This is a genomic window from Natrinema caseinilyticum, assembly GCF_024227435.1.
GTDB classification, from domain to species: domain Archaea; phylum Halobacteriota; class Halobacteria; order Halobacteriales; family Natrialbaceae; genus Natrinema; species Natrinema caseinilyticum.
The window spans coordinates 2,427,355-2,448,717 of record NZ_CP100445.1; the positions used below are offsets into that span (position 1 = coordinate 2,427,355).

At 63.5% G+C, this 21,363-nt stretch carries 18 protein-coding genes; 7 read left to right on the top strand and 11 right to left on the bottom strand.

Annotation, left to right across the window (positions count from 1 at the left end; translation table 11 throughout):
• Positions 1-74: 74 nt before the first annotated feature.
• From NJT13_RS11905 to NJT13_RS11925, 5 genes are all read right to left on the bottom strand, one after another.
• The gene (locus NJT13_RS11905) at positions 75-1,406 is read right to left on the bottom strand and encodes an ABC transporter ATP-binding protein (protein ID WP_254521854.1); all 1,332 of its coding nucleotides are present in this window, start codon (positions 1,404-1,406) and stop codon (positions 75-77) included.
• Positions 1,399-2,547: an ABC transporter ATP-binding protein gene (locus NJT13_RS11910; protein WP_254521855.1), complete on the bottom strand. Its 1,149-nt coding sequence runs from the start codon at positions 2,545-2,547 to the stop codon at positions 1,399-1,401. Before NJT13_RS11910 ends, NJT13_RS11905 begins: the two co-directional genes overlap by 8 nt.
• A gap of 2 nt (positions 2,548-2,549) precedes the next feature.
• Complete coding sequence (locus tag NJT13_RS11915) at positions 2,550-3,527, bottom strand: ABC transporter permease (RefSeq protein ID WP_254521856.1); 978 nt, start codon at positions 3,525-3,527, stop codon at positions 2,550-2,552.
• 28 nt (positions 3,528-3,555) lie between these two features.
• Positions 3,556-4,572 (bottom strand): ABC transporter permease, encoded by a 1,017-nt coding sequence (locus NJT13_RS11920; RefSeq protein ID WP_254521857.1) that lies wholly within the window; start codon positions 4,570-4,572, stop codon positions 3,556-3,558.
• A 117-nt stretch (positions 4,573-4,689) separates the two neighbouring features.
• Positions 4,690-6,276 carry an ABC transporter substrate-binding protein gene (locus NJT13_RS11925; protein WP_254521858.1) on the bottom strand — a complete coding sequence of 529 codons (1,587 nt, stop codon included), beginning with the start codon at positions 6,274-6,276 and terminating at the stop codon, positions 4,690-4,692.
• Positions 6,277-6,524: 248 nt separating this feature from the next.
• Here NJT13_RS11925 and NJT13_RS11930 point away from each other — a divergent pair, with 248 nt between their 5' ends.
• Both NJT13_RS11930 and NJT13_RS11935 read left to right on the top strand, forming a co-directional pair.
• Positions 6,525-6,944: a PPC domain-containing DNA-binding protein gene (locus NJT13_RS11930; protein WP_254521859.1), complete on the top strand. Its 420-nt coding sequence runs from the start codon at positions 6,525-6,527 to the stop codon at positions 6,942-6,944.
• Between the two features lies 1 nt (position 6,945).
• A complete protein-coding gene (locus NJT13_RS11935) occupies positions 6,946-10,635 on the top strand; it encodes a DNA polymerase II large subunit (RefSeq protein WP_254521860.1) in 3,690 nt (1,229 codons plus the stop codon).
• 291 nt (positions 10,636-10,926) lie between these two features.
• Here the strand turns inward: NJT13_RS11935 and NJT13_RS11940 are convergent, their stop codons facing one another.
• Positions 10,927-11,838: an alpha/beta fold hydrolase gene (locus tag NJT13_RS11940; protein ID WP_254521861.1), complete on the bottom strand. Its 912-nt coding sequence runs from the start codon at positions 11,836-11,838 to the stop codon at positions 10,927-10,929.
• Between the two features lie 790 nt (positions 11,839-12,628).
• Between NJT13_RS11940 and NJT13_RS11945 the strand changes: the two genes are divergently transcribed.
• Positions 12,629-12,958 carry a DUF7130 family rubredoxin-like protein gene (locus NJT13_RS11945; protein ID WP_254521862.1) on the top strand — a complete coding sequence of 110 codons (330 nt, stop codon included), beginning with the start codon at positions 12,629-12,631 and terminating at the stop codon, positions 12,956-12,958.
• A gap of 145 nt (positions 12,959-13,103) precedes the next feature.
• Positions 13,104-13,397, top strand: a complete 294-nt coding sequence (locus NJT13_RS11950) for a hydrogenase maturation nickel metallochaperone HypA (RefSeq protein ID WP_254521863.1) — start codon at positions 13,104-13,106, stop codon at positions 13,395-13,397.
• Between the two features lie 120 nt (positions 13,398-13,517).
• Here the strand turns inward: NJT13_RS11950 and NJT13_RS11955 are convergent, their stop codons facing one another.
• Complete coding sequence (locus NJT13_RS11955; protein WP_254521864.1) at positions 13,518-14,471, bottom strand: hypothetical protein; 954 nt, start codon at positions 14,469-14,471, stop codon at positions 13,518-13,520.
• Positions 14,472-14,641: 170 nt separating this feature from the next.
• Here NJT13_RS11955 and NJT13_RS11960 point away from each other — a divergent pair, with 170 nt between their 5' ends.
• Positions 14,642-15,550, top strand: a complete 909-nt coding sequence (locus NJT13_RS11960; protein WP_254521865.1) for a ketopantoate reductase family protein — start codon at positions 14,642-14,644, stop codon at positions 15,548-15,550.
• 162 nt (positions 15,551-15,712) lie between these two features.
• On the opposite strand, the gene NJT13_RS11965 is transcribed toward NJT13_RS11960, so the two are convergent.
• Positions 15,713-16,069, bottom strand: a complete 357-nt coding sequence (locus NJT13_RS11965; RefSeq protein WP_254521866.1) for a NifU family protein — start codon at positions 16,067-16,069, stop codon at positions 15,713-15,715.
• 83 nt (positions 16,070-16,152) lie between these two features.
• Positions 16,153-16,470: a DUF5783 family protein gene (locus tag NJT13_RS11970; RefSeq protein ID WP_254521867.1), complete on the bottom strand. Its 318-nt coding sequence runs from the start codon at positions 16,468-16,470 to the stop codon at positions 16,153-16,155.
• A 328-nt stretch (positions 16,471-16,798) separates the two neighbouring features.
• Between NJT13_RS11970 and NJT13_RS11975 the strand changes: the two genes are divergently transcribed.
• Positions 16,799-17,197, top strand: coding sequence for a hypothetical protein (locus NJT13_RS11975; protein ID WP_254521868.1), 399 nt, complete (start codon positions 16,799-16,801; stop codon positions 17,195-17,197).
• Between the two features lie 382 nt (positions 17,198-17,579).
• A complete protein-coding gene (locus tag NJT13_RS11980) occupies positions 17,580-18,335 on the top strand; it encodes a CehA/McbA family metallohydrolase (protein WP_254521869.1) in 756 nt (251 codons plus the stop codon).
• Positions 18,336-18,430: 95 nt separating this feature from the next.
• On the opposite strand, the gene recJ is transcribed toward NJT13_RS11980, so the two are convergent.
• Together recJ and NJT13_RS11990 are read right to left on the bottom strand one after the other, a co-directional pair.
• Entirely contained in the window at positions 18,431-19,960 is a 1,530-nt protein-coding gene (gene recJ, locus NJT13_RS11985; protein ID WP_254521870.1) for a RecJ family nuclease, read from the bottom strand.
• A gap of 158 nt (positions 19,961-20,118) precedes the next feature.
• Positions 20,119-21,249: a CapA family protein gene (locus tag NJT13_RS11990; protein WP_254521871.1), complete on the bottom strand. Its 1,131-nt coding sequence runs from the start codon at positions 21,247-21,249 to the stop codon at positions 20,119-20,121.
• Positions 21,250-21,363 lie beyond the last annotated feature (114 nt).

The window sequence follows — 21,363 nt, forward strand, 5'->3', positions numbered from 1 at the left end:
CGTGTATGGATTCGGGGCACGACGCGAATCTGGATATATAAAATAGTGTATCGTTCCGTCCCCGTCGCGGCCGGTCACCGGTGCAGGTGACACGCCGCGAACCGCTGGCCCGATCCGTTCGTCGATTCGATATCGTACGCCGGCCGTTTCCGCGCACAGATACTTTGCTCGGCGAAGGACTCGAGCAACAGGTCCGTCGCCGCGTCCCATCGCACCGACTCGTCGTCCCCGTCGCTCGCTTCGCGGTCCGTCGCGAGGTGGTCGATCGCCTCTTCGACGATCGATCCCGCCTCGCCCCGCGGGAGCGCGCTGTCGAAGAACTCGGCCCGTAGTTCCGCGGCCGACGTCGGCTCGAACGTCCGCCGCTTGACCGAACGCATGAACGCCCGGGTCTGCTCCCACTCCCCGTCGGCCCAGTCGTACTCGTCGGGTGCGATCAGGCGCGGACACCGCGTCCGAAACCGACACCCGGAGGGCGGATCGGCCGGGCTCGGCACCTCGCCCTGGAGGGCACCCCTGGACCCGTTTTCCCGCGGGTCCGGCACGGGGATCGAGTCGAGTAGGGCGCGCGTGTAGGGATGCTGGGGATTCTCGAACAGGTCCTCTTTGTCGGCGAGTTCGACGATGTGGCCGAGGTACATCACCGCCACGCGGTCGGAGATGTGGCGGATGACCGAGAGGTCGTGGGCGATGAAGAGGTACGTGAGGCCGAACTCCTCCTGGAGTTTCTCCATCGTGTTCAGCACCTGGGCCTGAATGGAGACGTCGAGCGCGGAGACGGGTTCGTCGCACACGACGAAGTCCGGATCGACCGACAGCGCCCGCGCGAGGTTGATCCGCTGGCGCTGCCCACCGGAGAAGGCGTGGGGGTGCCGGTTGTAGTGGCGCGGATCGAGCCCCACCTTCTCGAGGAGCTCTTTCGCCCGGGCCTCTCGACCCTCGTCGTCCAGCATGTCGTGGGCCCGCATCGGCTCCTCGATGATCTGGCCGACTTTCATCCGGGGATTCAGCGACGACTGGGGGTCCTGGAAGATCATCTGCATGTCCGACCGCGTCTGGCGAAGCTCCTCGCCGCCGAGGTCGGCCAAGTTCTCCCCCTTGAAGTAGATGTCACCGTCCGTCGGCTCGAGGAGGCGCAGGATCGTCCGACCGAGCGTGCTCTTGCCGCAACCGGACTCGCCGACGAGTCCGAGGGTCTCGCCGGGGCGAATCTCGAGGGAGATGTCGTCGACCGCTTTCACGGTACTCCGATCGACGCTGATCGGCGGGAACCGGTCCGAATCGAACTTCAGGCCCCCGAACAGTCCAGAGCCCTGGGAGAAGTACTTCCTGACGCCCTCGAGTTCGAGCAGCGCCCCCTCCCGGTCGTAGCTGCTCTCCTCGTCCATCCGAATCCCGCTATTCATGGCCGCCACCTCCGCGCTCATCGCCGGCCGGATTCGGCGCGAATTTGGATTCCGGCTCGCCGATCTTCCGAGCACGCTCGAGCGGCGGACTCTCGTCGTAGCTAACGTCGAACTCGTCGTGTTTCACGCAGGCCGCTCGATGCGGCTTGCCGCCGTCGTCGGTGACGGTCTTCGTGTCGGGGTGGACTTGCTTGCACACGTCCCGTGCATCGGGACAGCGTGGGTGGAACCGACAACCCGAGGGGGGATTGATCGCTTCCGGCATTACTCCCTTGATCGCCTCGAGTTCCGTGACGCTTCGATCCGGCCGGGGCATCGAGTTGAGTAAGGCGTTCGTGTACGGATGCATGGTGTCGTAGAACAACTCGTCGACGGGCGCTTGCTCGATGATCTCCCCGAGGTACATGACGTTCACCCGATCGCAGATCTCCGCGACGACGCCCAGGTCGTGTGTAACCCAAATAAAGCTCGTCCCGTACTTCGCCTGGAGTTCGTCGACGAGGTCGAGGATCTGACCTTCCACCGTCACGTCGAGCGCCGTCGTCGGTTCGTCGGCGATGATGAGGCTGGGTTCGCAGGCCAGTGCCATCGCGATGAGCACGCGCTGGCGCATTCCCCCGGAGAACTGGTGGGGATACTCTTCGTAGCGCTCTTCCGGATCTGGAATGCCGACCTCCCGGAGCATGTCGATCGCCTCTTCGCGGGCCTCGTCCTCCGGGATGTCGCGGTTGAGTTCGATGAACTCCCGAAGTTGTCCGCCGACGGTGAAGACGGGGTTGAGCGATTCCATCGGATCCTGGAAGATCACCGCGATCTCGTTGCCCCTGATCCGGGTCCGGATTTCTTCGTTCGAGAGCATGTCGTCGCGCTCCCGAAGCTCGCCGTCGGGGCCCTCCTCGAGGCCGACGAGCGTCTCGCCCTTGTAGGTGATTTCGCCGGCGACGATCTCGCCGGGGCTCTCGACGAGCCGTAGCAGGCTCATCGAGGCGACGCTCTTGCCGGCGCCGCTCTCCCCGACGAGGCCGACGATCTCGCCCTCGTAGACGTCGAACGAGATGCCATCGACGGCGCGAACGGTGCCTGAATCTGTGAAGAACTGCGTTTTGAGATCGCGAACTTCGAGTAGTGGGTCAGCGCTCATGATCAGTTATCAATCCGTGGGTCAAGTGCGTCTTGCAGGCCGTCACCGAACAGGTTGAAACCGATGACAGTAATCAGGATCGCGAGGCCTGGCCAGATGCTGAACGTCGGGGCGTTGATCAGGTGGTTGCGCGACCCGGCGAGCATCTGGCCCCACGACGGCGTCGGTGGCTGTGCGCCGAATCCGAGGAACGACAGCCCAGCGATGGTCAAAATCGAGTAGCCGATCTGTAACGTCGACTGAACCAGCACCGGCGCGAAGCTGTTCGGGATGACGTGTCTGAGGATGATGTTTCGGTCTTTGACGCCCGCTGCTTTCGCGGCCTCAATGAACTCTTCCTCGCGAATGCTCACGACGCGGGACCTGATCAGCCGGTTGAACACGGGGATAGACGCGATTCCGACGCCGACGACCGCGAACCAGATGTTGTTTCCGAGAACGGCCATGATCGCGATCACGAGCACGAGGAACGGAATCGCGTACATCGTCTCCGTGATTCGCTGGAGCACGTCGTCGACTCGGCCGCCGTAGTACCCGGAGACGGCGCCGATGATCGTCCCACCAACGAACCCCACGACGGTTGCGAAAAAGCCTGCCGTCATCGCGATCCGCGTACCATAGATGAGACGGGTCAAGATGTCTCGACCGCGGGCGTCGGTTCCGAGCGGATACTTGAGTTCGCCGCCCATGCCGACCGGCGGGAGCAATCGCAACTCGTTGATGTTGTCCGGATCGCTTACCGGATCGTGGAGGAACGTCTTCGCGAACCCGTAGTCGAACACGACGGCATCGACGGTCGTGAAGATCGTTAGGGCGCACATGAAACCGATGATGTACAGGCCGATTCGAGCGGTCGTGTCCTGTTTGACCTGCGTCAACGTATACGAGAGTCCGACCTCCGCCTTGACCTCTTCGGTCTCACTTTGGACGGGCCCCTCGTCCGAGGAGGCGTCATCGCGTTGGTGGTCTGTCACTGCCATTGTTTATCACCTTCGTTGATTCGTTCCGTCATTCTTGATCACCGTATTTGACTCGGGGATCGATGTACGCATACGAGATGTCAGTAATGATAACGCCGACGAGGTACGTGACACCGAACACGATCGTCGTTCCCATCACGACAGGGTAGTCCCGTTGGTGGATTCCCTGGATAATCAACCGCCCCATCCCGTTTATTCCGAAGACGGTCTCGGTCAGCACTGCCCCACCGAGCGCCGTACTCAGACCGAGGCCGATAATCGTAATGACCGGAAGCTGGGCGGGTCTGAACGCGTGTTTGCGGATGATCGTCCGTTCCGAAACGCCGTAAGCGCGGGCGAGTTTGATGTACTCGTCCTGTAACGTATCGACCATCGTCGATCGTTCGATCCGCGTGATCTGTGCCATCTGCAGCGTTCCCAGGGTGATCATCGGCAGGATCAGATGCCTGATCGAGAGAGAGATGATCTCTAGCTGGCTATCAGCCCTACGCGTCACCCGGCTTCCGGTTCCCGGTTCGGTCCACGGCATGACGAGATCCCGCGAGGGGAACAGGTCGAGATGAGTGGCGAAGACGATGATCAACATCAGCCCGATCCAGAACGACGGTGTTGAGACGCCGATCAGCGAGACGATCCGTGCGACGTGATCGGTCGGCTCGTTTCGCCGCTTGGCGGAGATAATCCCCAGCGGAATGGCGGTGACGATCGCGAACGCGAACGCCGATACGGTTAGCAACAGCGTGATCGGAAGCCGATTCATGATGAGTTTGGTCACCGGCATTCCGGAATTGACGTTGATGCTCTCACCGAGGTCTCCTTGCGCAACGCTAGCGAGATAATTCAGGTATCGCTCATGGACCGGCTCGTTCAGCCCATACTTGGCCCGCACTTCGGCGATCTGTTCTACGCCCGGCGACGGCCCGAGCATGATGGATACCGGGTCGCCGGGGATAGCGTTGACGAGGAAGAACACGATCGTCAGGATCCCGATCAGCACCGGTACCGCTTGTACTATTCGCCACGCCGTGTACCGAAGTAAACTCATGGATACTCACCCTCTCGTGTGATTCTGCACTAATTCTACCATCCTACCACATTTGAATTTTCGATATTTGAAGTCGTCTGCCGTCGACAGATCCGTTTCTTTCCCAATCTGCGTCAATTACTCGACGTTGACGTTATTGTAGCCCGTCGACAGCGGGATTATCGCGGAACTCGGGTGCGACGTGAAGTCGCTGACGTAATTCGCCACGCCGTAGCTGTTGTACGTATTGTAGGCGGGCAGGTGCACGCGGTCCTCGAGAATCGTATTCGTCGCCTCGATGTACATCTCGCGGCGCGCCTCTTGCTCGGGCTCTTCGCGCGCGTCCATGATCAGCTGGTCGACCTCGTCGTTGCTGTAGTACGTTCCGTTCGTGGAGCCCTCGAGTTCCTGCGCAAATAGGTAATAGGTGAACGCTTCGGGGTCGGGCGATCCGGACCACCCGAGGGTGAACATGTTGTAGTCGTCCTCGCTCCCCGTGGCGTACAGGTCGAGGAAGGTACCCCACTCGAGGCGCTCGAACGTGACGTTGTTGAAGCCGGCTTCCTTGAGACCGTTGCTCACGGACTGGCCGATCGCTTCGCGCATGTCATCCGGTGGGACGATGATGTTCCATGCGTAATCCTTGTCGACGCCCGCGTCCTCGAACAGTTGCGTGGCCTGGTCGATATCGCGGTCGTGCGGAATCTCTGCCCACTGGTCAGCGGGGAAGTCCCACGCGTCGACAACCGACTGCGGGAACGGGCTGTACTGGCGGACTCCGGCGGGTTCGACGAAGCTCTCGACCGCGTCGTCCATCGAGAACACGTAGTCGACGGCCTCGCGCACCTGCGGGTCGGCGGTCGGTCCTTCGTTACAGTTGAACGCCAGGTAGAAGTACCCGATACCGAGACTCGATGCGATCGACGCGTTGTTCATGTTTTTGACGTCCTCCCAAAGCTGTGGGGGGACGGTCTCGATGACGTCGCTCTCGCCGGTCTCGAGCCCGGTCACGCGCGTGGACTGTTCCGTGACGAAGTCGAACTCGACACCCGAGATGTTGGGGGACTGTTCGCCCCAGTAGTCATCCCACCGCTCGAGCAGAACGTATTGGCCGTCCTCCCATTCAACCCACTGGAACGGGCCGCTCCCGACGGGACTGTGTCCGAAATCCTTTTCATTCCCGTCGCGTTCGGATTTCGGCACGATATTCGCGATGACCACGGTATTGAACGCCGCGTAGGGGTATTTGAGGGTGAACTCGACGGTCTTGTCGTCGACCGCCTCGATGCTATCGATCATGTTGACCTCGGCGGCGTTCTCCGTCTCCTCCTTGACCGGCGCTTCGAAGGAGTACTTGACGTCCTCCGCGGTGACGTCGTCGCCGTTCTGGAAGGTCGCCTCGTCTTTGATCCCGATCGTCCAAGTCAGCCCGTCGTCGCTCACTTCCGGCTCGCCGTCCGCAAGCACTGGGACGAGGGAGTTGGTCGCATCTTCGTTGTACGTGTACAGACCCTCGTAGATCTGCTCGTTTACCTGCGCGGTCGGAACACCGTTCGCGACGATGGGGTCGAACTTATACGCCCACCCCTTCTCCTGCGTGAAGTAGAGTTCGTTGTCGCCATCGTCACTGCTCCCACCGATGCATCCTGCGATCGCCGCCGCCGAGACGGCAGCACCCGAGCCGAGGAGACCTCGCCGGGTTATCTCTGGCAATTGGTGTGACATACCGTAACAACTGGATTGAGGAATCTAATATAAGTTTTGGTATCGTCCCCATTTATGCCGCATCGGGCATAAAAAAGCTATACCTTATTAACTATTTAGGGCATCAGCTTATACGCACCCGGCACCGGGGCGCCGATCGGAAGCTTCGGTGATTTCTAGTTAGTATACGCATCCCTACTAGGGAGTCGCCGGCGTTCGCCACTCAGGGAACGGTGACCTTTTTCTATCGGCCCACACAGTACATGCGTATGAACTATCGAGCCGTCGAGACCGCGGCGGAATATGTCGCCCGTCTCGAGACGGGTGCCGACTGGCGGGCGGAGATCGAGTCGCTCGCGGACGCGGTCGACGCCGACGCCGCCTGGTTTACCGCTCTCGGGGCGGTCCAGGACGCCGAACTCTGGTTTTACGATCAGGACGAGTGCGAGTACTATCCGATCGAGTTCGACGAGCCACTCGAGGTCGCGAGCTGTACCGGGAACGTCTCCTGGCTCGAGGACGAGCGGTTCGCACACACCCACGCGGTCCTGTCGGACCCGGACGGTGATGCGGTCGCCGGTCACCTGAACGAGGCCACGGTCTGGGCCGGCGAGGTTCACATGCGCGTCTTCGAGGAGCCCCTCGAGCGCGAGTACGACGCGGTCACCGAACTCGATCTCTGGCTCTGACATGCGCGCGGAAGACGAACGGTACTTCGAACGCCTGGAATCGCAACTCGAGGACGCGTTCGACGTGGCCGAGCGAGCCAAAGAACGCGGTGGCGATCCGACACCCGACGTCGAGATACCGGTCGCACAGGACATGGCCGACCGCGTCGAGAACATTCTCGGAATCGACGGCGTCGCAGAGCGAGTTCGCGAACTCGAGGGGCAAATGAGCAGGGAAGAGGCGGCCCTCGCGCTCGCGGAGGATTTCGCCGAGGGACGCGTCGGCGACTACGAGACGAAAGCGGGCAAGGTCGAAGGCGCGGTTCGGACCGCCGTCGCATTGCTGACCGAGGGTGTCGTCGCCGCGCCCATCGAGGGGATCGACAAAGTCGAAATCCTCACGAACGACGACGGAACCGAGTTCGTCAACGTCTACTACGCCGGACCGATCCGCTCGGCGGGGGGGACCGCGCAGGCGTTGTCAGTCCTCGTGGCCGACTACACGCGCGCACTGGTCGGTATCGAACAGTTCGTCGCCCGACAGGAGGAGATCGAACGCTACGCCGAGGAAATTTCCCTCTACGACAAGGAGACCGGCCTCCAGTACACGCCGAAGGACACGGAGACGAAGTTCATCGCCGAGCACATGCCGATCATGCTGGACGGCGAAGCGACGGGCGACGAGGAGGTATCGGGGTTTCGGGATCTGGAACGAGTCGATACCAACAGCGCCCGCGGTGGCATGTGTCTCGTCCTCGCGGAGGGGATCGCGCTGAAGGCGCCGAAAATTCAACGCTACACCCGCAATCTCGACGAAATCGACTGGCCGTGGCTCCAGGATCTCATCGACGGCACCTACTACGACACCGAGGGCGACGACGAGGACGACGAGGACGGCGCGACCGGCGCGTCCGACGGCGACGGTGACGACGACGGTGACGACGGGAGCGAAGACGACGAGACCGCTGTAAGCGACGATGGCGATGCGGACGACTCCGGCGACGAACGCGAGGGCCCGCCGCGCGTCGAGAAATCCAAGAAATTCCTCCGTGACTTGATCGCCGGCCGTCCCGTCTTCTCCCATCCCTGTGCCAAGGGCGGCTTTCGCCTGCGCTACGGCCGGGCGCGCAACCACGGCTTCGCCACCGCCGGCGTCCACCCCGCCGCGATGCACCTCGTCGACGACTTCCTCGCGACGGGCACCCAGATCAAGACCGAACGGCCCGGCAAGGCCGCCGGCGTCGTTCCCGTCGACTCCCTCGAGGGCCCGACGATCAAACTGGCGAACGGCGACGTCCGTCGGATCGACGACCCCGAGGACGCCCTCGAGATCAGAAACGGCGTCGAGAAGATTCTCGACCTCGGCGAGTACCTCGTCAACTACGGCGAGTTCGTCGAGAACAACCACCCGCTCGCGCCCGCCTCGTACACCTACGAGTGGTGGGTGCAGGATCTCGAGGCCGCTGGGGCCGACGTCCAGGCTCTCCAGGACGACCCTCGCATCGACCTCGAGTTCCCCGATCCCGCGGAAGCCCTCGAGTGGGCGCTCGAGTACGATGCACCGCTGCATCCCGAATACACGCCCCTCTGGCACGACCTCTCGGTCGATTCGTTTCGCGGCCTCGCGGCGGCAGTGTCGGACGGCCGAATCGAGGGCGGGAGAAGCGGCGACGGCGACGGAACGTGCGACGGCGGGACGCTCGTCCTCGAGGATACCGATCTCGTCCGCGACGCCCTCGAGACGATCGTCGTCGAGCATCGGCAGCGAGAGAGCGAGGGCCGGATCGAGATCGACGACTGGCGTCCGTTCGTCCGAACGCTCGGCTGTACCCCGCGCCGGGCGGTCGCCGACGGGGCCGCGATGGAATCCGATGCGAGGGAAGACGCCCCGGCCATCGAACTCGAGCGCACCTGGGTCGACGACGATCTCTCCGAACGCGCTCGAACGTGGGGCCACGAGACCGAGGGCGACAACGCCATCGAGGCGGTCAACGAGGTCGCCCCGTTCGCGGTCCGTGAGCGAGCGCCGACTCGGATCGGCAATCGGATGGGCCGGCCGGAGAAATCCGAGCGCCGCGACCTGAGCCCGCCGGTCCACACGCTCTTTCCCATCGGGGAAGCCGGCGGCGCCCAGCGTAACGTCGCCGACGCGGCAAAGTACGCCGAGACGATGTCGGACACGCCCGGCGTCGTCGAAATCGGGATCGGTCGCCAGCGCTGTGAGAACTGCGGGACCGAGACGTTCAAGAACCGCTGTCCGGAGTGTGACGAACGCACCACCCCGGACTACCGCTGTCGCGACTGCGATCAGCGGGTCGAACCGGACGACGCCGGCCGCGTCGAGTGTTCGCGCTGCGAGCGCGAGGCGACCTGCGTCGAACCGCGCGAGATCGACATCAACGACGAGTTCCGAAGCGCCCTCGAGTCGGTCGGCGAGCGCGAGAACGCCTTCGAGATCCTCAAGGGGGTCAAAGGACTCACGTCGACGAACAAGATCCCCGAACCCATCGAAAAGGGGATCCTGCGGGCGAAACACGACGTGAGCGCGTTCAAAGACGGCACCGTCCGCTACGATATGACCGACCTGCCGGTCACTGCCGTCCGCGCGAGCGAACTCGACGTCGACGTCGGCCAGTTGCAGGCGCTCGGCTACGAAACCGACATCCACGGCGAATCGCTCACTCACGAGGACCAACTGGTCGAACTCAGAGTCCAGGACATCGTCCTCTCGGACGGCGCGGCCGAACACATGCTCCAGACCGCCGACTTCATCGACGACCTGCTCGAGCAGTACTACGGCCTCGAGCCGTTCTACGAGTTCGAGGACCGCCAGGAACTCGTCGGCGAACTCGTCTTCGGGATGGCTCCCCACACGTCGGCGGCAACTGTCGGGAGAGTGATCGGATTCACGAGCGCGGCCGTGGGATACGCGCATCCGTACTTTCACGCCGCGAAAAGACGCAATTGCGATGGTGACGAAGATTGCGTCATGCTGCTTCTCGATGGACTTCTCAACTTCAGTAAATCTTTCTTACCGGATCAACGGGGCGGGAAGATGGACGCGCCCCTCGTCATGTCCTCGAGAATCGATCCGTCCGAAATCGACGACGAGGCCCACAACATGGACGTCGTCTCGCAGTATCCCCGCGAGTTCTACCTCGCGACCCGCGAGCAGGCCGACCCCGAGGACGTCGACGTCGAGATCGCAGAGGACACGCTCGGCACCGACACGGAGTACACCGGCTTCGAACACACCCACGACACCACGAACATCGCGATGGGCCCCGACCTCTCGGCGTACAAGACGCTGGGGTCGATGATGGACAAGATGGACGCGCAACTCGAGCTCTCGCGCAAGCTCGAGGCGGTCGACGAGACCGACGTCGCCGAGCGGGTCATCGAGTACCACTTCCTGCCGGACCTGATCGGCAACTTGCGGGCGTTCTCAAGGCAGGAAACGCGGTGTCTCGACTGCGGCGAGAAGTTCCGACGGATGCCCCTGACCGGCGATTGTCGCGAGTGCGGGGGCCGCGTCAACCTCACCGTTCACAAGGGATCGGTCAACAAGTACATGCAGACCGCCATCCAGGTCGCCGAGGAGTACGACTGCCGGGACTACACGAAACAACGGCTGGAGGTCCTGGAACGCTCGCTCGAGAGCATTTTCGAGAACGACAAGAACAAGCAGTCGGGGATCGAGGATTTCATGTAAACTTCCCTTCCCTACTCGCGCGCTCGCTTCGTTCGCTCGTCGAGGGAGGCGCCTTAGCGCCTCGATTCGTGCAATAGCATTCCGTTCCGCGTGCGATCACGAAGCGACCGCGCTCGGCACCATTTCGATCGAACGCGCTCCGCTCTCCCCGTCGGTACGTTTCGGAGCAATCGTCGGCTTACTTGCTCGGCTTCCGCCCTCGGTCACGGCGGATGTCGGTGCCTCCACTGCCCGTTTCCGTCGAACGGACGCGGAACGCCCGCGATGCACGGCGTTTCACCGACACCTCGGCTAATCGCTGTTGACTCGAGTAACGCCGGGCATTTTCGCCTTGGCGTACTGCGGTTTCGGCGCGCCCCGCTCCTCCGGGAGCCACTCACGCAGGCGCTCGTTGAACCACTCCGGTCGCTCTCGAGGTGTCCAGTGGCCGCAGTCGTCGACCAGATCGAGTTTCGCGTCCGGAATCCGGTCCGCTGCGCGTATCGACCACTCCACGGGGACGAGCGGATCGTCTTTCCCGTGTACCAGGAGCGTCGGGACCGGGAGCGACTCGAGGTCGTCGGCGAAGTTCGTCGCGACGCGGCCGTTGAAGGAGAGTTCGTTCCCCTGAAATTCCTTGAACGCCTGTATCGAACCGGGTTCCATCAGCTTCGCTCGGACGTCCTCGACGAAGGGTTCGGGCAACGCATCGGCGTCCGCGACGAGATTATCGAGAACCATCCGAACGCTCGCCGGGGTAGTGCTTGCGGCGATTTTTCCGAACTCGGTTACGCCGGGGAACTGGGCCACGATCTTCCACGGGAGGGCCCGTGGCAGGTGTCCCCCGAGGCCGTAGCTGTCGACGAGCGCCAACCGCTCGATACGGTCGGGGTTTGCGAGCGCGTAGCCGAGTGCGACACCGCCTCCCATCGAGATCCCGGCCAGCGACACGCGCTCGTCGGGAAGCGTCTCGAGGAATCCGTCGAGGACGTCGATGTACGATTCGATCGTGTGCTCGACGTTCCCCGTGCTGCTCCCGTATTCCGGCCAGTCGAGCCCGTAGACGCGGTAGTCGTCGGCGAGCGAGTCGATCGTGTGCCGCCACGAGACGGTCGCGTCGTCGATTCCCGCGCCGTGACAGAGGACGACGGCGGGCCCACTCGTTCCCGCTCGCCGGTAGGCGATCCGACAGTCGCCGATAGTGGCGACACCGGTCCCGCTCATGAGCGGATCACGTCTTCGGTGTGCCGACCGACGACCGTCCTCTCGTTCGGGTCACAACCGTTTAGCACCCGTTTCGGTTCGACTCCGTCGTGAGAGTCTCCGTCGAACGCAGACACAGCATCTGATCTAGATTGAGTGAGACAAACTATCATACGTCGAGTCTCTATCCGGAGAGTGTATATCGTTTTCTATTACCGTGGGGACATTTACCATTGGCTGCCGTGACCGTCATTACCGTTTACAGAATGGCAAGGCGAACGCCCCGAGGCTTGACCTCGGGGATGAAGCCGACAACTCGTGATACAATCCATTACGTTGTAAGCGAGTAAACAAAGTGACGTGACGACACACCACTCGTCTGGCTTATAGTAGTCTTTGAAAGTCAATGCACACCCCGATCGCGAATTCGCGGCCAGCGAAGATTCGCTGGCCGCTTCAGTGCGATCGGTGAGTAAATCGTTTCAAAGACTACTATAGTGTCCGAAAACAAGGACGGTCAGACGACCCGTCGTCGCTACCAAGTAGGCTCGGGAGACGCCGAATCCACGCCTGTGGGGACTGGAACCGCTGTGGAAGCGTGTCACCGAGACACGGGTTCGCAAGTTCCGTCACAGAAACAGGAAGCCTCGGGGTCGTCCGAGAGAGCTTCGCTCTCTCGTGATGACGAAAGGCCTTCGGCCTTTCGAACCACTTGACCCCGAGGCACCTCACGTTTGCTACCTGCTTTCGATCGACTACCCTCGAACAATGCGCGCTTGGGCTTTATCCGCGTCGCTGGACTTGCCCACGTATGGGAGAAACACCTGCGAGAGAGGGCGATCAGGAAGCAGTCGAGGAGGTTCTCGAGGTCGACTTCGGGGAGACTGTCTACAACGCGGACGGTACCGAACTCGGGCAGGTCCGCGGATTCGAGCGGGGCGGATTTTTCGTGACGACTCGCGAGGGCGTGGAGGCGATGAGTGTCGAACACGCGCGGGCCGGCCACGAGTTCGGCGAAGCGGAGTTGATGTGGCGCTGCATGGAGTGTGGCGAGATGGGCGAAATCGACGACGGGCTTCCCGACGAGTGCCCGAACTGCGGGCGTCCGAAGGAGAACCTGATGTACTGGACCGAGGACTGAACCGGTCCGATCGGAGCCCGTCTGAGGGTTGACCCGGCCGAATGGAGGACTGCGACGCTCAGGCGGGCTGACCATCTCTTCCGGTGGCTGTTACATTCGATATAGCGCAATAGAGTTTATCATGGTCAACGATGTACCATCTCGCATGCCAGACGAACAGCCTCAACTGGCGTTCGGAACGACGGTGTACACGGAAGACGGCACGGAAATCGGACGCATACGGGGCGTCGACGAAGACGGACTCTACGTCACACTCCGGGAGGGCTTCGAGGGGTTGAGCGTCGAACACGTCCGTTCCGGTCACGAGTTCGGCGAGGCGGAGTTGATGTGGCGCTGCTGGGAGTGTGGCGAGATGGGACGCCTGGATAGCGACCTCCCCGACACGTGTCCGGCCTGCGGTGCCGGTCGCGAAGACCTCTACTACTGGACCGAGGACTGAAACCGAGTCCGGTCTCCGGTTCGTCGGTCGCGACGACTCGAGTCGAGAGTCGACCGATCGGCTCGGTCTCGGAATCGACGCACGATCGGTCCTTCGAGTGGTGACCGTCTCGAACCGGTCTCAGTACCGGTTTCGTTCCGTTTCGTAGCCGTCTTCGACGGTCGCGATCGCGTTGTCGATCGCCACACCGTTGCTGGTGGCGAAGCCGATCCCGGTTCGCCACGTCGGCACTGGAGTGATGGCGCCGGCATCCTGGTCGCCGCCAACGTACAGGCCGGCACCGAAGTCGATATCGCCCTCGTTGGCGAAATTTCGGTCGATCCACCCGTCTGCTTCCTCGTAAATGTCGACCCAGGCGCTTCGGTCTGTGCCCTGCGCGACGCCCACGTCGCCGACACGGTGGCCGTCGAAACCGGTCCGCACGTCGGGTTCGACGCATCGCTGGACGATCGCAACGCTGTACGCGTCGGTACTCGCGACGAATGCATCGTAGCCACGTTTTTCAGTCACCACGCCACTGGTCGCCTCGGTACCGATCGTGGGATTCGCGATCGTGTATATCGTGTGCCGGAGACCCGGGCTTCCCCCGTACCGAATCGGCGAATACGACCCGAGCTCGAGTTCCTGTTCGACGAGCAATGCGGGGCGAGCGGCGCTCGCGATGGCTCGCTGCGTGAGTACCGGCCAGTATTTGACGATCGCCTCGTACGGATTGACGTATTCGAACGTCACGATCGCCGTTCCGCCAGGGGCCCCGTCGTCGGTGCTCACGTAGTGCCTAAACGCGTCATCGCGGGTGTTTTTGACGAGTTCCCACCCCTCGTCCCACACCACCGTGTGCAGATCGGCGAGCATCGGCGTCTCGTAGACGGACACGTTTTCGATGAGAGTCCCACCACCGTCGACGTCGGTGATCTCGAATCCAACCGCGGAGCCACCGTAGTCCGGGCCGCTGATGCGGCCGCTCTCGGTGTTCGCTTCCGACGCGGTTGCCGACCCGCCGAGGACGCTCAGTCCTGCGATTCCTGCGCCGTTTTTCAGTACCGTCCGTCGATTTAGCCGATTTCGCGCCATATCGAAAAATTACTATTGGTGTACTTAATTTTTATCACTTATTACTATGCGCAACCGGCCGTTCGACGCGCCGTCACTATCGATGGGTGCCACCGGCGAGACGCGCCTCAATCGAGGCTCTGCCCGACGCGAACCGGGATACTGTAGTACCATCCGCTCGAATTCGCCCCATGAAAATCGCCGTCTTCGGTGCCGGCAGTCTCGGCAGTCTCGTCGGCGGGGTACTCGCACACGCCCACGACGTCACTCTCGTCGCACGCGAAGACCACGCTCGCGCCATCCGCGAATCGGGACTGCTCCTCGAGGGTGCGTTCGCCGACGGCCCCTCTCGCGTGTTCCCGGGGGTGACGACGGACGGAACGGATCTCGAGGCCGATCTCGCCGTCGTGACGGTCAAATCGTTCGACACGGCCTCGGCTGCCGACGCGCTCGCGACGGGGTCGGTCGACGTTGTCCTCTCCCTCCAAAACGGGATGGGCAACGAAGCGACGCTCGCCTCGCGACTCGACGGTCCGGTACTCGCAGGGACTGCGACGTACGGAGCGGTCCGCCGCGCTCCCGGCGTGGTCGAATGCACGGGTCACGGCGATATCGTTCTGGGCGCCCGAGAGGGCGGGCAGTCCGTACACGCGGCGCGGGTCGGCGAGGCCTTCGCAGCCGCCGGCCTCGAGACGACTGTCGCCGACGACATGCCCCGCCGCCTGTGGGAGAAACTCGCGGTCAACGCCGGAATCAATCCCGTGACGGCGCTGACTGCGACCGAAAACGGGGCGATCACGGCGGAGCCGGCCCACGACCTCGCACGCGCGGCGGCCCGCGAAACGGCCCGTCTCGCTCGCGCCTGCGACGTTTCGCTTTCGAATCGAGAGGCGATGGCCGAGCTAGAAGCCGTCGCCGAAGCGACGGCGGCGAACACGTCGTCGATGCACCAGGATATCCTGTCCGACCGGCGCACCGAGATCGATGCCATCAACGGCTACGTCGTCGACCGCGCAGCCGACCATCGGCTCGAGGTGCCGACGAACCGCACGCTCGCGGCGCTGGTCAGGACCTGGGAACGCGGTCGCGACCTGCGCTGAGACGAGACGCCGTCTCGAATTCACTCGGTCCGAACGGCCGGGACGCGTGAGTCCGGATCGGTATCGATCACGATACTTGCTCCCGAAAGCGGGCGCTATCGAGAGTCGAACGGCGTCGAAAACGAAACCCGCCAGTCGAAATCGCGCGCGAGGAACGGCCCGTTAGAACGGTGCTTCCGGCCCTTCGTCGGCTTCGCCGTCGTCGACGGTCTCGCCGGGGAACGAGGGGCTCATGCCGCCCGTGTCGCCACCGCCGTCCATCCCGGTCGAGGCGTTGACCGTCTCGATTTCGGGGATTTCCTTGACCATCCGGCTCTTGATCGCCTGAATCGTCATCGGCGAGATCCCACAGCCACTGCAGGCACCGCCGAGAGCGATGCTCACCTCGCCCGTCTCGCGATCGATGTCCTGAATCGCCGCGCTCCCGCCGTGCATCTGAATCTGGGGGAAGTTACGGCGGAGGAAGTTCGTCACGCGCTCCTCGAGGTCGTCGCCGTCGTTCTGGGTCTCAGTACTCATAGAAATCCCTTGGGTATCAGCCCCCCTAAACCTTCCGTCCTCCCTGTTCGGCCGCCGCCGTCTGCGACGGCCGTAGTCGGGGATCAGGCGAATCCGAAGACGCGTCGCAGTTCGGTCTCGATCTCCTCCACGTGGATCTCGAGGACCTCCTCGAACCGTTCTTCGTCGACGAGAACACCCGAGAGCCGATCGTAGGGCTCGTCCGGCAGCTCGACGCGGAACTCGCCGTCGCCGTCGTAAAAGGGCTCGCTCTCGTTGAGCACCTGCTGGTCGATCGCGTGGACGAGCTGGGAATCGTAGCGGTCGTTCATTCGGTTGAACGCGTTCTTGTACGCCTGCTGGAGTTCGGGAAAGTAGTTCGCGTACTTGTCCTCGAATTTCTCGGGATCGAAGTCGGCCATATCCGTCACCAGTACGAGCGAAGACAAAAGTCGGACGATCGTCCCCGCTCCCGGGCGTTCCCGCCGATTCGAACGACGTGTCCCCCCAATTTCACTTCGTTCGCCGATTCCGTCGTCGTCGCTCGATCGTGTCCCGTTCGTCCGCATCGGCTCGTCGTCTATCGGATCCCCGCGGAAGCGGTCGGAGACGCTCGAGACGGCATCGAACCGGTCGACACGACGGCGTGCGGTCGGTATGCCAGCGCGTTGAAACGGTACGGACTCCGTATAATGAAGCCAGCGTACGCAAGCGGAACGGACACTCCCGCTCTGGGCGATACCGCTGCACATGGCTGTTGACCAGGCCCCCATCCCTCGGGAAGCGTTGCCGCCGAGATGGGGGCTTGCGGAGCACGGCGATGATCGGTTCATCTATCGGCACAGCAATCCGCCGATCGAACTGATCGCGGACAGTACCGTCGCCGATCGATCGCATCCCGGACTCGGCCTCTGTCGGTGCTGGGAGCTCCGGTATCGGTACTTCATGGTGGACCGGGCGATCACCCGATCGATCGGGCGCGTCTCGACGCGCCGGGCCGCGGTCGACGGACTGCTCGAGTGTATGCGGCGTATTCACGACACCGTCTCGGCGGTCGACGGGCCGTCCAAAGTCGACGACGTGCTGGATAGCGTCCGTCTTTCCGATCTCGTTCCGCAGGGGCTGTCCCACTCGTCCACGTCCACGTAGCGCAGCGACACACGCCGACGATCGCATTCGCTCGTCGCCGACGTCGATGGTCCCTCTCGGACCGCGGCCGGGTGGCCCGCTCTCGCGTGCGATTTGGTCGGGAGGAGGGTGCCACTGGGTACGGGTGACGTTACTGCTCGCATCGATTGCGTTGCACCGGTGTTTGCACCCACGGTAACGAACGTGTTCGGCGCGCATCCGCGTCTGCGGACGCGCCGGGCTTCGCGCCGCCGGTTCTCGAGCGCGGGTAATCTACCACCGTACACCCGATAATGCTATATTGAATCCAGGGGGTGGGTATTCCGATCGGCAGCACAGTGTTTATACTGGGCAACGAGGTATTGCCGGTAGCGACTCCGCTCCCAGCTATCTGCGACCTCCAATGACAACTCAGATTCCGTTTGCGATCGATTTTCACGTCCACTCCGACGAGTCCTACGACGGGCACGAACCGATCGAACTCATTCTCGAGCACGCTGCCGATATCGGACTCGACGGGGTGGTCATCACTGATCACGACGAAATCGGCGAATCACGCCGTGCTGCCGACCTCGCGCCGGAGTACGGACTGATCGGTATCCCCGGCGTCGAGGTCTCGACCCGGCACGGCCACCTGCTCGCGGTCGGCGTCGAAAAACGCCCCGATCCGGGCCAGCCGTTCATGCAGACCGTCGAAACCGTCCGCGAGTCGGGCGGCGTCGCGATCGTCCCACACCCGTTCCAGCGCAGCCGTCACGGTGTCCGAAAGCGTCGAATCGACGACGCCGACGCGATCGAGACGTACAACTCGATGCTGTTTACCGGCTACCGGAATCGGCGCGCCCGAACGTTCGCGCGTCGGCGCGATTATCCACAGATCGGGGCCAGCGACGCCCACTATCTCCCGAACGTTGGAAAGGCGTACACCGAAGTCATCGTCGCGCCCGACTCGGCGAACCCGACGAAGGCCGAGATCGACGGCGACGACCTCGTCGAGGCGATCCTCGAGGGACGGACGCAGATCCACGGCAAACGCACGCCAATTCGCAAGAGCGCCGTTCAGTACGGCAAGGGCGCGATTCGCAAGACGGCATACATGTTCACCTCGCGCGCGCCGTTGCTGCCGACCGTTCCGGCGTCGATGGATCGATCGACCTGAGAGGTGGTGCGGCCGGGCGCTGATGGGTCCTCGCCGACCATGGCGATCCTGATCATCGACCGCGCTGCAAGTCCGACACTCGCTCACCGATTGCGTCAGGAGAGCTGGTCACCGACCATCTCGTTGGCGCGTTCGATGAACGCGTCTTCGTTTCCGTTCGGGACCGTCGCACCCGCTGCGACGTCGTGACCACCGCCGTCGCCGCCGACGGCGCGGGACGCGTCTCCCATCACGGTCGAGAGATCCAGTCCCTTGCGTACCAGCGAGTGAGTCCCCCTGGCGGATACTTTCACTTCCTCGTCGTTCTTCTCTGCGAAGGCGATGATCGGCTTGGAGCGGCTGATGCCCGCGTTTCCCATCGCCATTCCCGCGACGATACCGACGATCGTCTCGCGGATGCGACTCCCGGCGTGGAACCACTGCACGTGATCCTCCTGGGTGACGCCTTCGCTGGTAACAAGGTCGATTCCGTTCGAGAGGTTCCGTCGGTGTTCGCGCAACAGCTGGCGTGCGCGCTCGAGTGCGCCGGCCCGGTCGCCGAGGCAGACGCCGAGTCCCACGTCGGCGCGCTCGTAGCGTGCGGTCGCGTTGAGCAGGGTCGAAAACTCGCTTGCGTCCCGGAGTTCCGTCCCGACGGGCTCTTCGCTCAGGACGTAGGCCGTGCTCACGAGCCCGTCGATCTTCGGTGCCGGGACGCCGCGCGAGACGGCCCGGCGGACGAGCGCGCTGGCGACGATCTGCTTTTCCTCGTTCGTGAGGCCGGCCCAACGGCGCCACTCGCCGTCGCGTTTCAACTCGAGATCCAGCCCGTCGAGGAATCGCAGCGCGCCGTTCGCATCGTTCGAGATCCCGGGGATGTGAACGTCCGTGGCGTACTCGAGCAGCTTCGGGAGCGGCCGGGTCTGTTTCCCGTAGAGCGCGAGGTCCTTGCCGGTCTCTACGACGCCGGCTTCGACGCCTTCTGTGACGATCTTCGCGTTCGCGCCGTGGAGTTCGCCGCCGGCGGCCTGCATGTCGCCGACGGCTCCGACGACGGCGAGGGCGGCCAGATCGCGGTTGTCCGCGCGGGCCGCCGTTCCTGCCGGTTCGGCGACGGTCCCGCCGTCGGCACTCCGTTCCGACGAGGATCGCGATTCACCGAATCGCTCACCGCCGTCGGTTGCCGTGTTCGGGTGACCGTCCGACGTCGCCGCGAGCGCTCGCGCGAGAACGTAGCTCGCGCCGGCTCCCGACAGTTCCGAGGCCCCGTCGATGCCGAACAGGAGCGGGTTGAGGTGGTAGTCGGTCTCCCGATCGGCGGGCTGGTGGTGGTCCGCGACGACGGGCGTGAACTCGCCCGCATCTTCGTACTCGCCGATCACGTCGAGCTGGCCGCTCCCGAAGTCGGTGAACAGGACGGTGTCGTAGTCGGTATCCGCGATCGCGTCGATCGCGTGCTCGTCGAGTTGCTTCTCGAAGACCGTCTCGAACGGGATCTCAGCCCGCTCGAGCGCCTGTGCGGCGATCGCGGCGCTCGTCAGCCCGTCGGCGTCGATGTGCGAGGCGAGCAGCACGCGATCGGCCGTACACAGCCGTTCGGCGCACGCCATCGCGCGATCCTCGAGTTCGGGAACCGGCCCTGTCATCGGTTCATCGGTGGACGATGGGTCGCCATACGGGATAAATTTCAGGATGCGCGTCCGGACGGCCTTCCGCTCGGGCGTGGCTCCATCGACGGCTCTCGCCGCGCTCGAAGCATCACTGGCGTGCGAAACGGGCCGACGAGTGATCGCGACCGAGACGGTCACAGTCGAACCACGAGACAGTTGCCGTCCCGTTCGTACGTCGTCTCGAACGGGGCCGAGCGCGCGCGCATCGTCTCCCGAAGCCACGCCGCCGTCTCCTCGCTGGCGCGCGTGACCCTGTCGTAGATTTCGATCGGGAACAGCCGCACCTCCTCGAACCGCCCGTCCTCGAGTGTGACCTCGAAGAGGTAGCTCCGATCGTTCCGCACACCGCTTTTGACCCCGAAATCGTCGACGAGGTCGCCGGTATCGTGCAGGATGACGCCGTCCCCGTACCGTTCGACCGCCTGAACGACGTGGGCGCTGTGGCCGTGGACGAGGTCGACGCCCTGATCGACGAGCCAGTGGCCGAACGCGACGAGTCGGTCGCTCGGTCGCTCGATCCAGTTCCGTCCCCAGTGGACCGACGCGACGAGCAGATCCGGATCGTGCGCTCGCGCGCGCTCGAGCGCTTCTCCGACTATCCGCTGCGTTTCGGCGTTCTCCGGGTCGGTCTCGACGTAGGCTATGCCGGGCCGGTTGTCGGTCACGGCGTAGGTCCCGCCCTGATCCGAAACCGAGACGCAGGCGACGGAGACGTCCCCCGCCGAGAACGTCGCCGGTTCGAGGGTCGCGTCCGGCGTCGCGCCGGTTCCCGCGCACTCGATACCGCCCGATTCGAGCGCGTCGATCGTATCGGTCAGTGACACCGGGCCGTAATCCATGGCGTGATTGTTCGCGAGCGCCGCGAACCGAACGTTCCCGGCGCGGAGCGCGGGGATGACCCACGCCGGATCGCCCCGGAAGTGGTACGCCCGATTCGGAAACGGTTCACCCCGCGTCGACAGACAGCACTCGAGGTTACAGCAGACGGCGTCGAGCGACTCGAGGCGGGGACGGAGGTCTCCCCAGACGGCCGTCGGATCGTCGTCGGGCCCGCCGTAGAGACCGTTGAGTCTGCGACCGAGCATGGTGTCGCCGCCGAATCCGATCGTCGTTCGCTGCGGCTTCGGTTCGGAGGGCGGATTGGGTGCGACGGGGGGTCCCGGGTCGTCGTTCTCGGACGTGTTCGGGTCGGCTCTGAGTGCCACGCAGCCCCCGACGGCGACGCTTCCCGCGGTCGCGAGGAACGCTCGCCGGCGTCGACTCATCGCATTCGGTCCCGTTCGCGTGTGTTCCGGCGAGGATTAGCGCTCGCGACCGGTCGAGTCCTCGGCAGTCGATCCATGAACTGTTATGTCTCCCGTCAGATCAAAAGATTGACG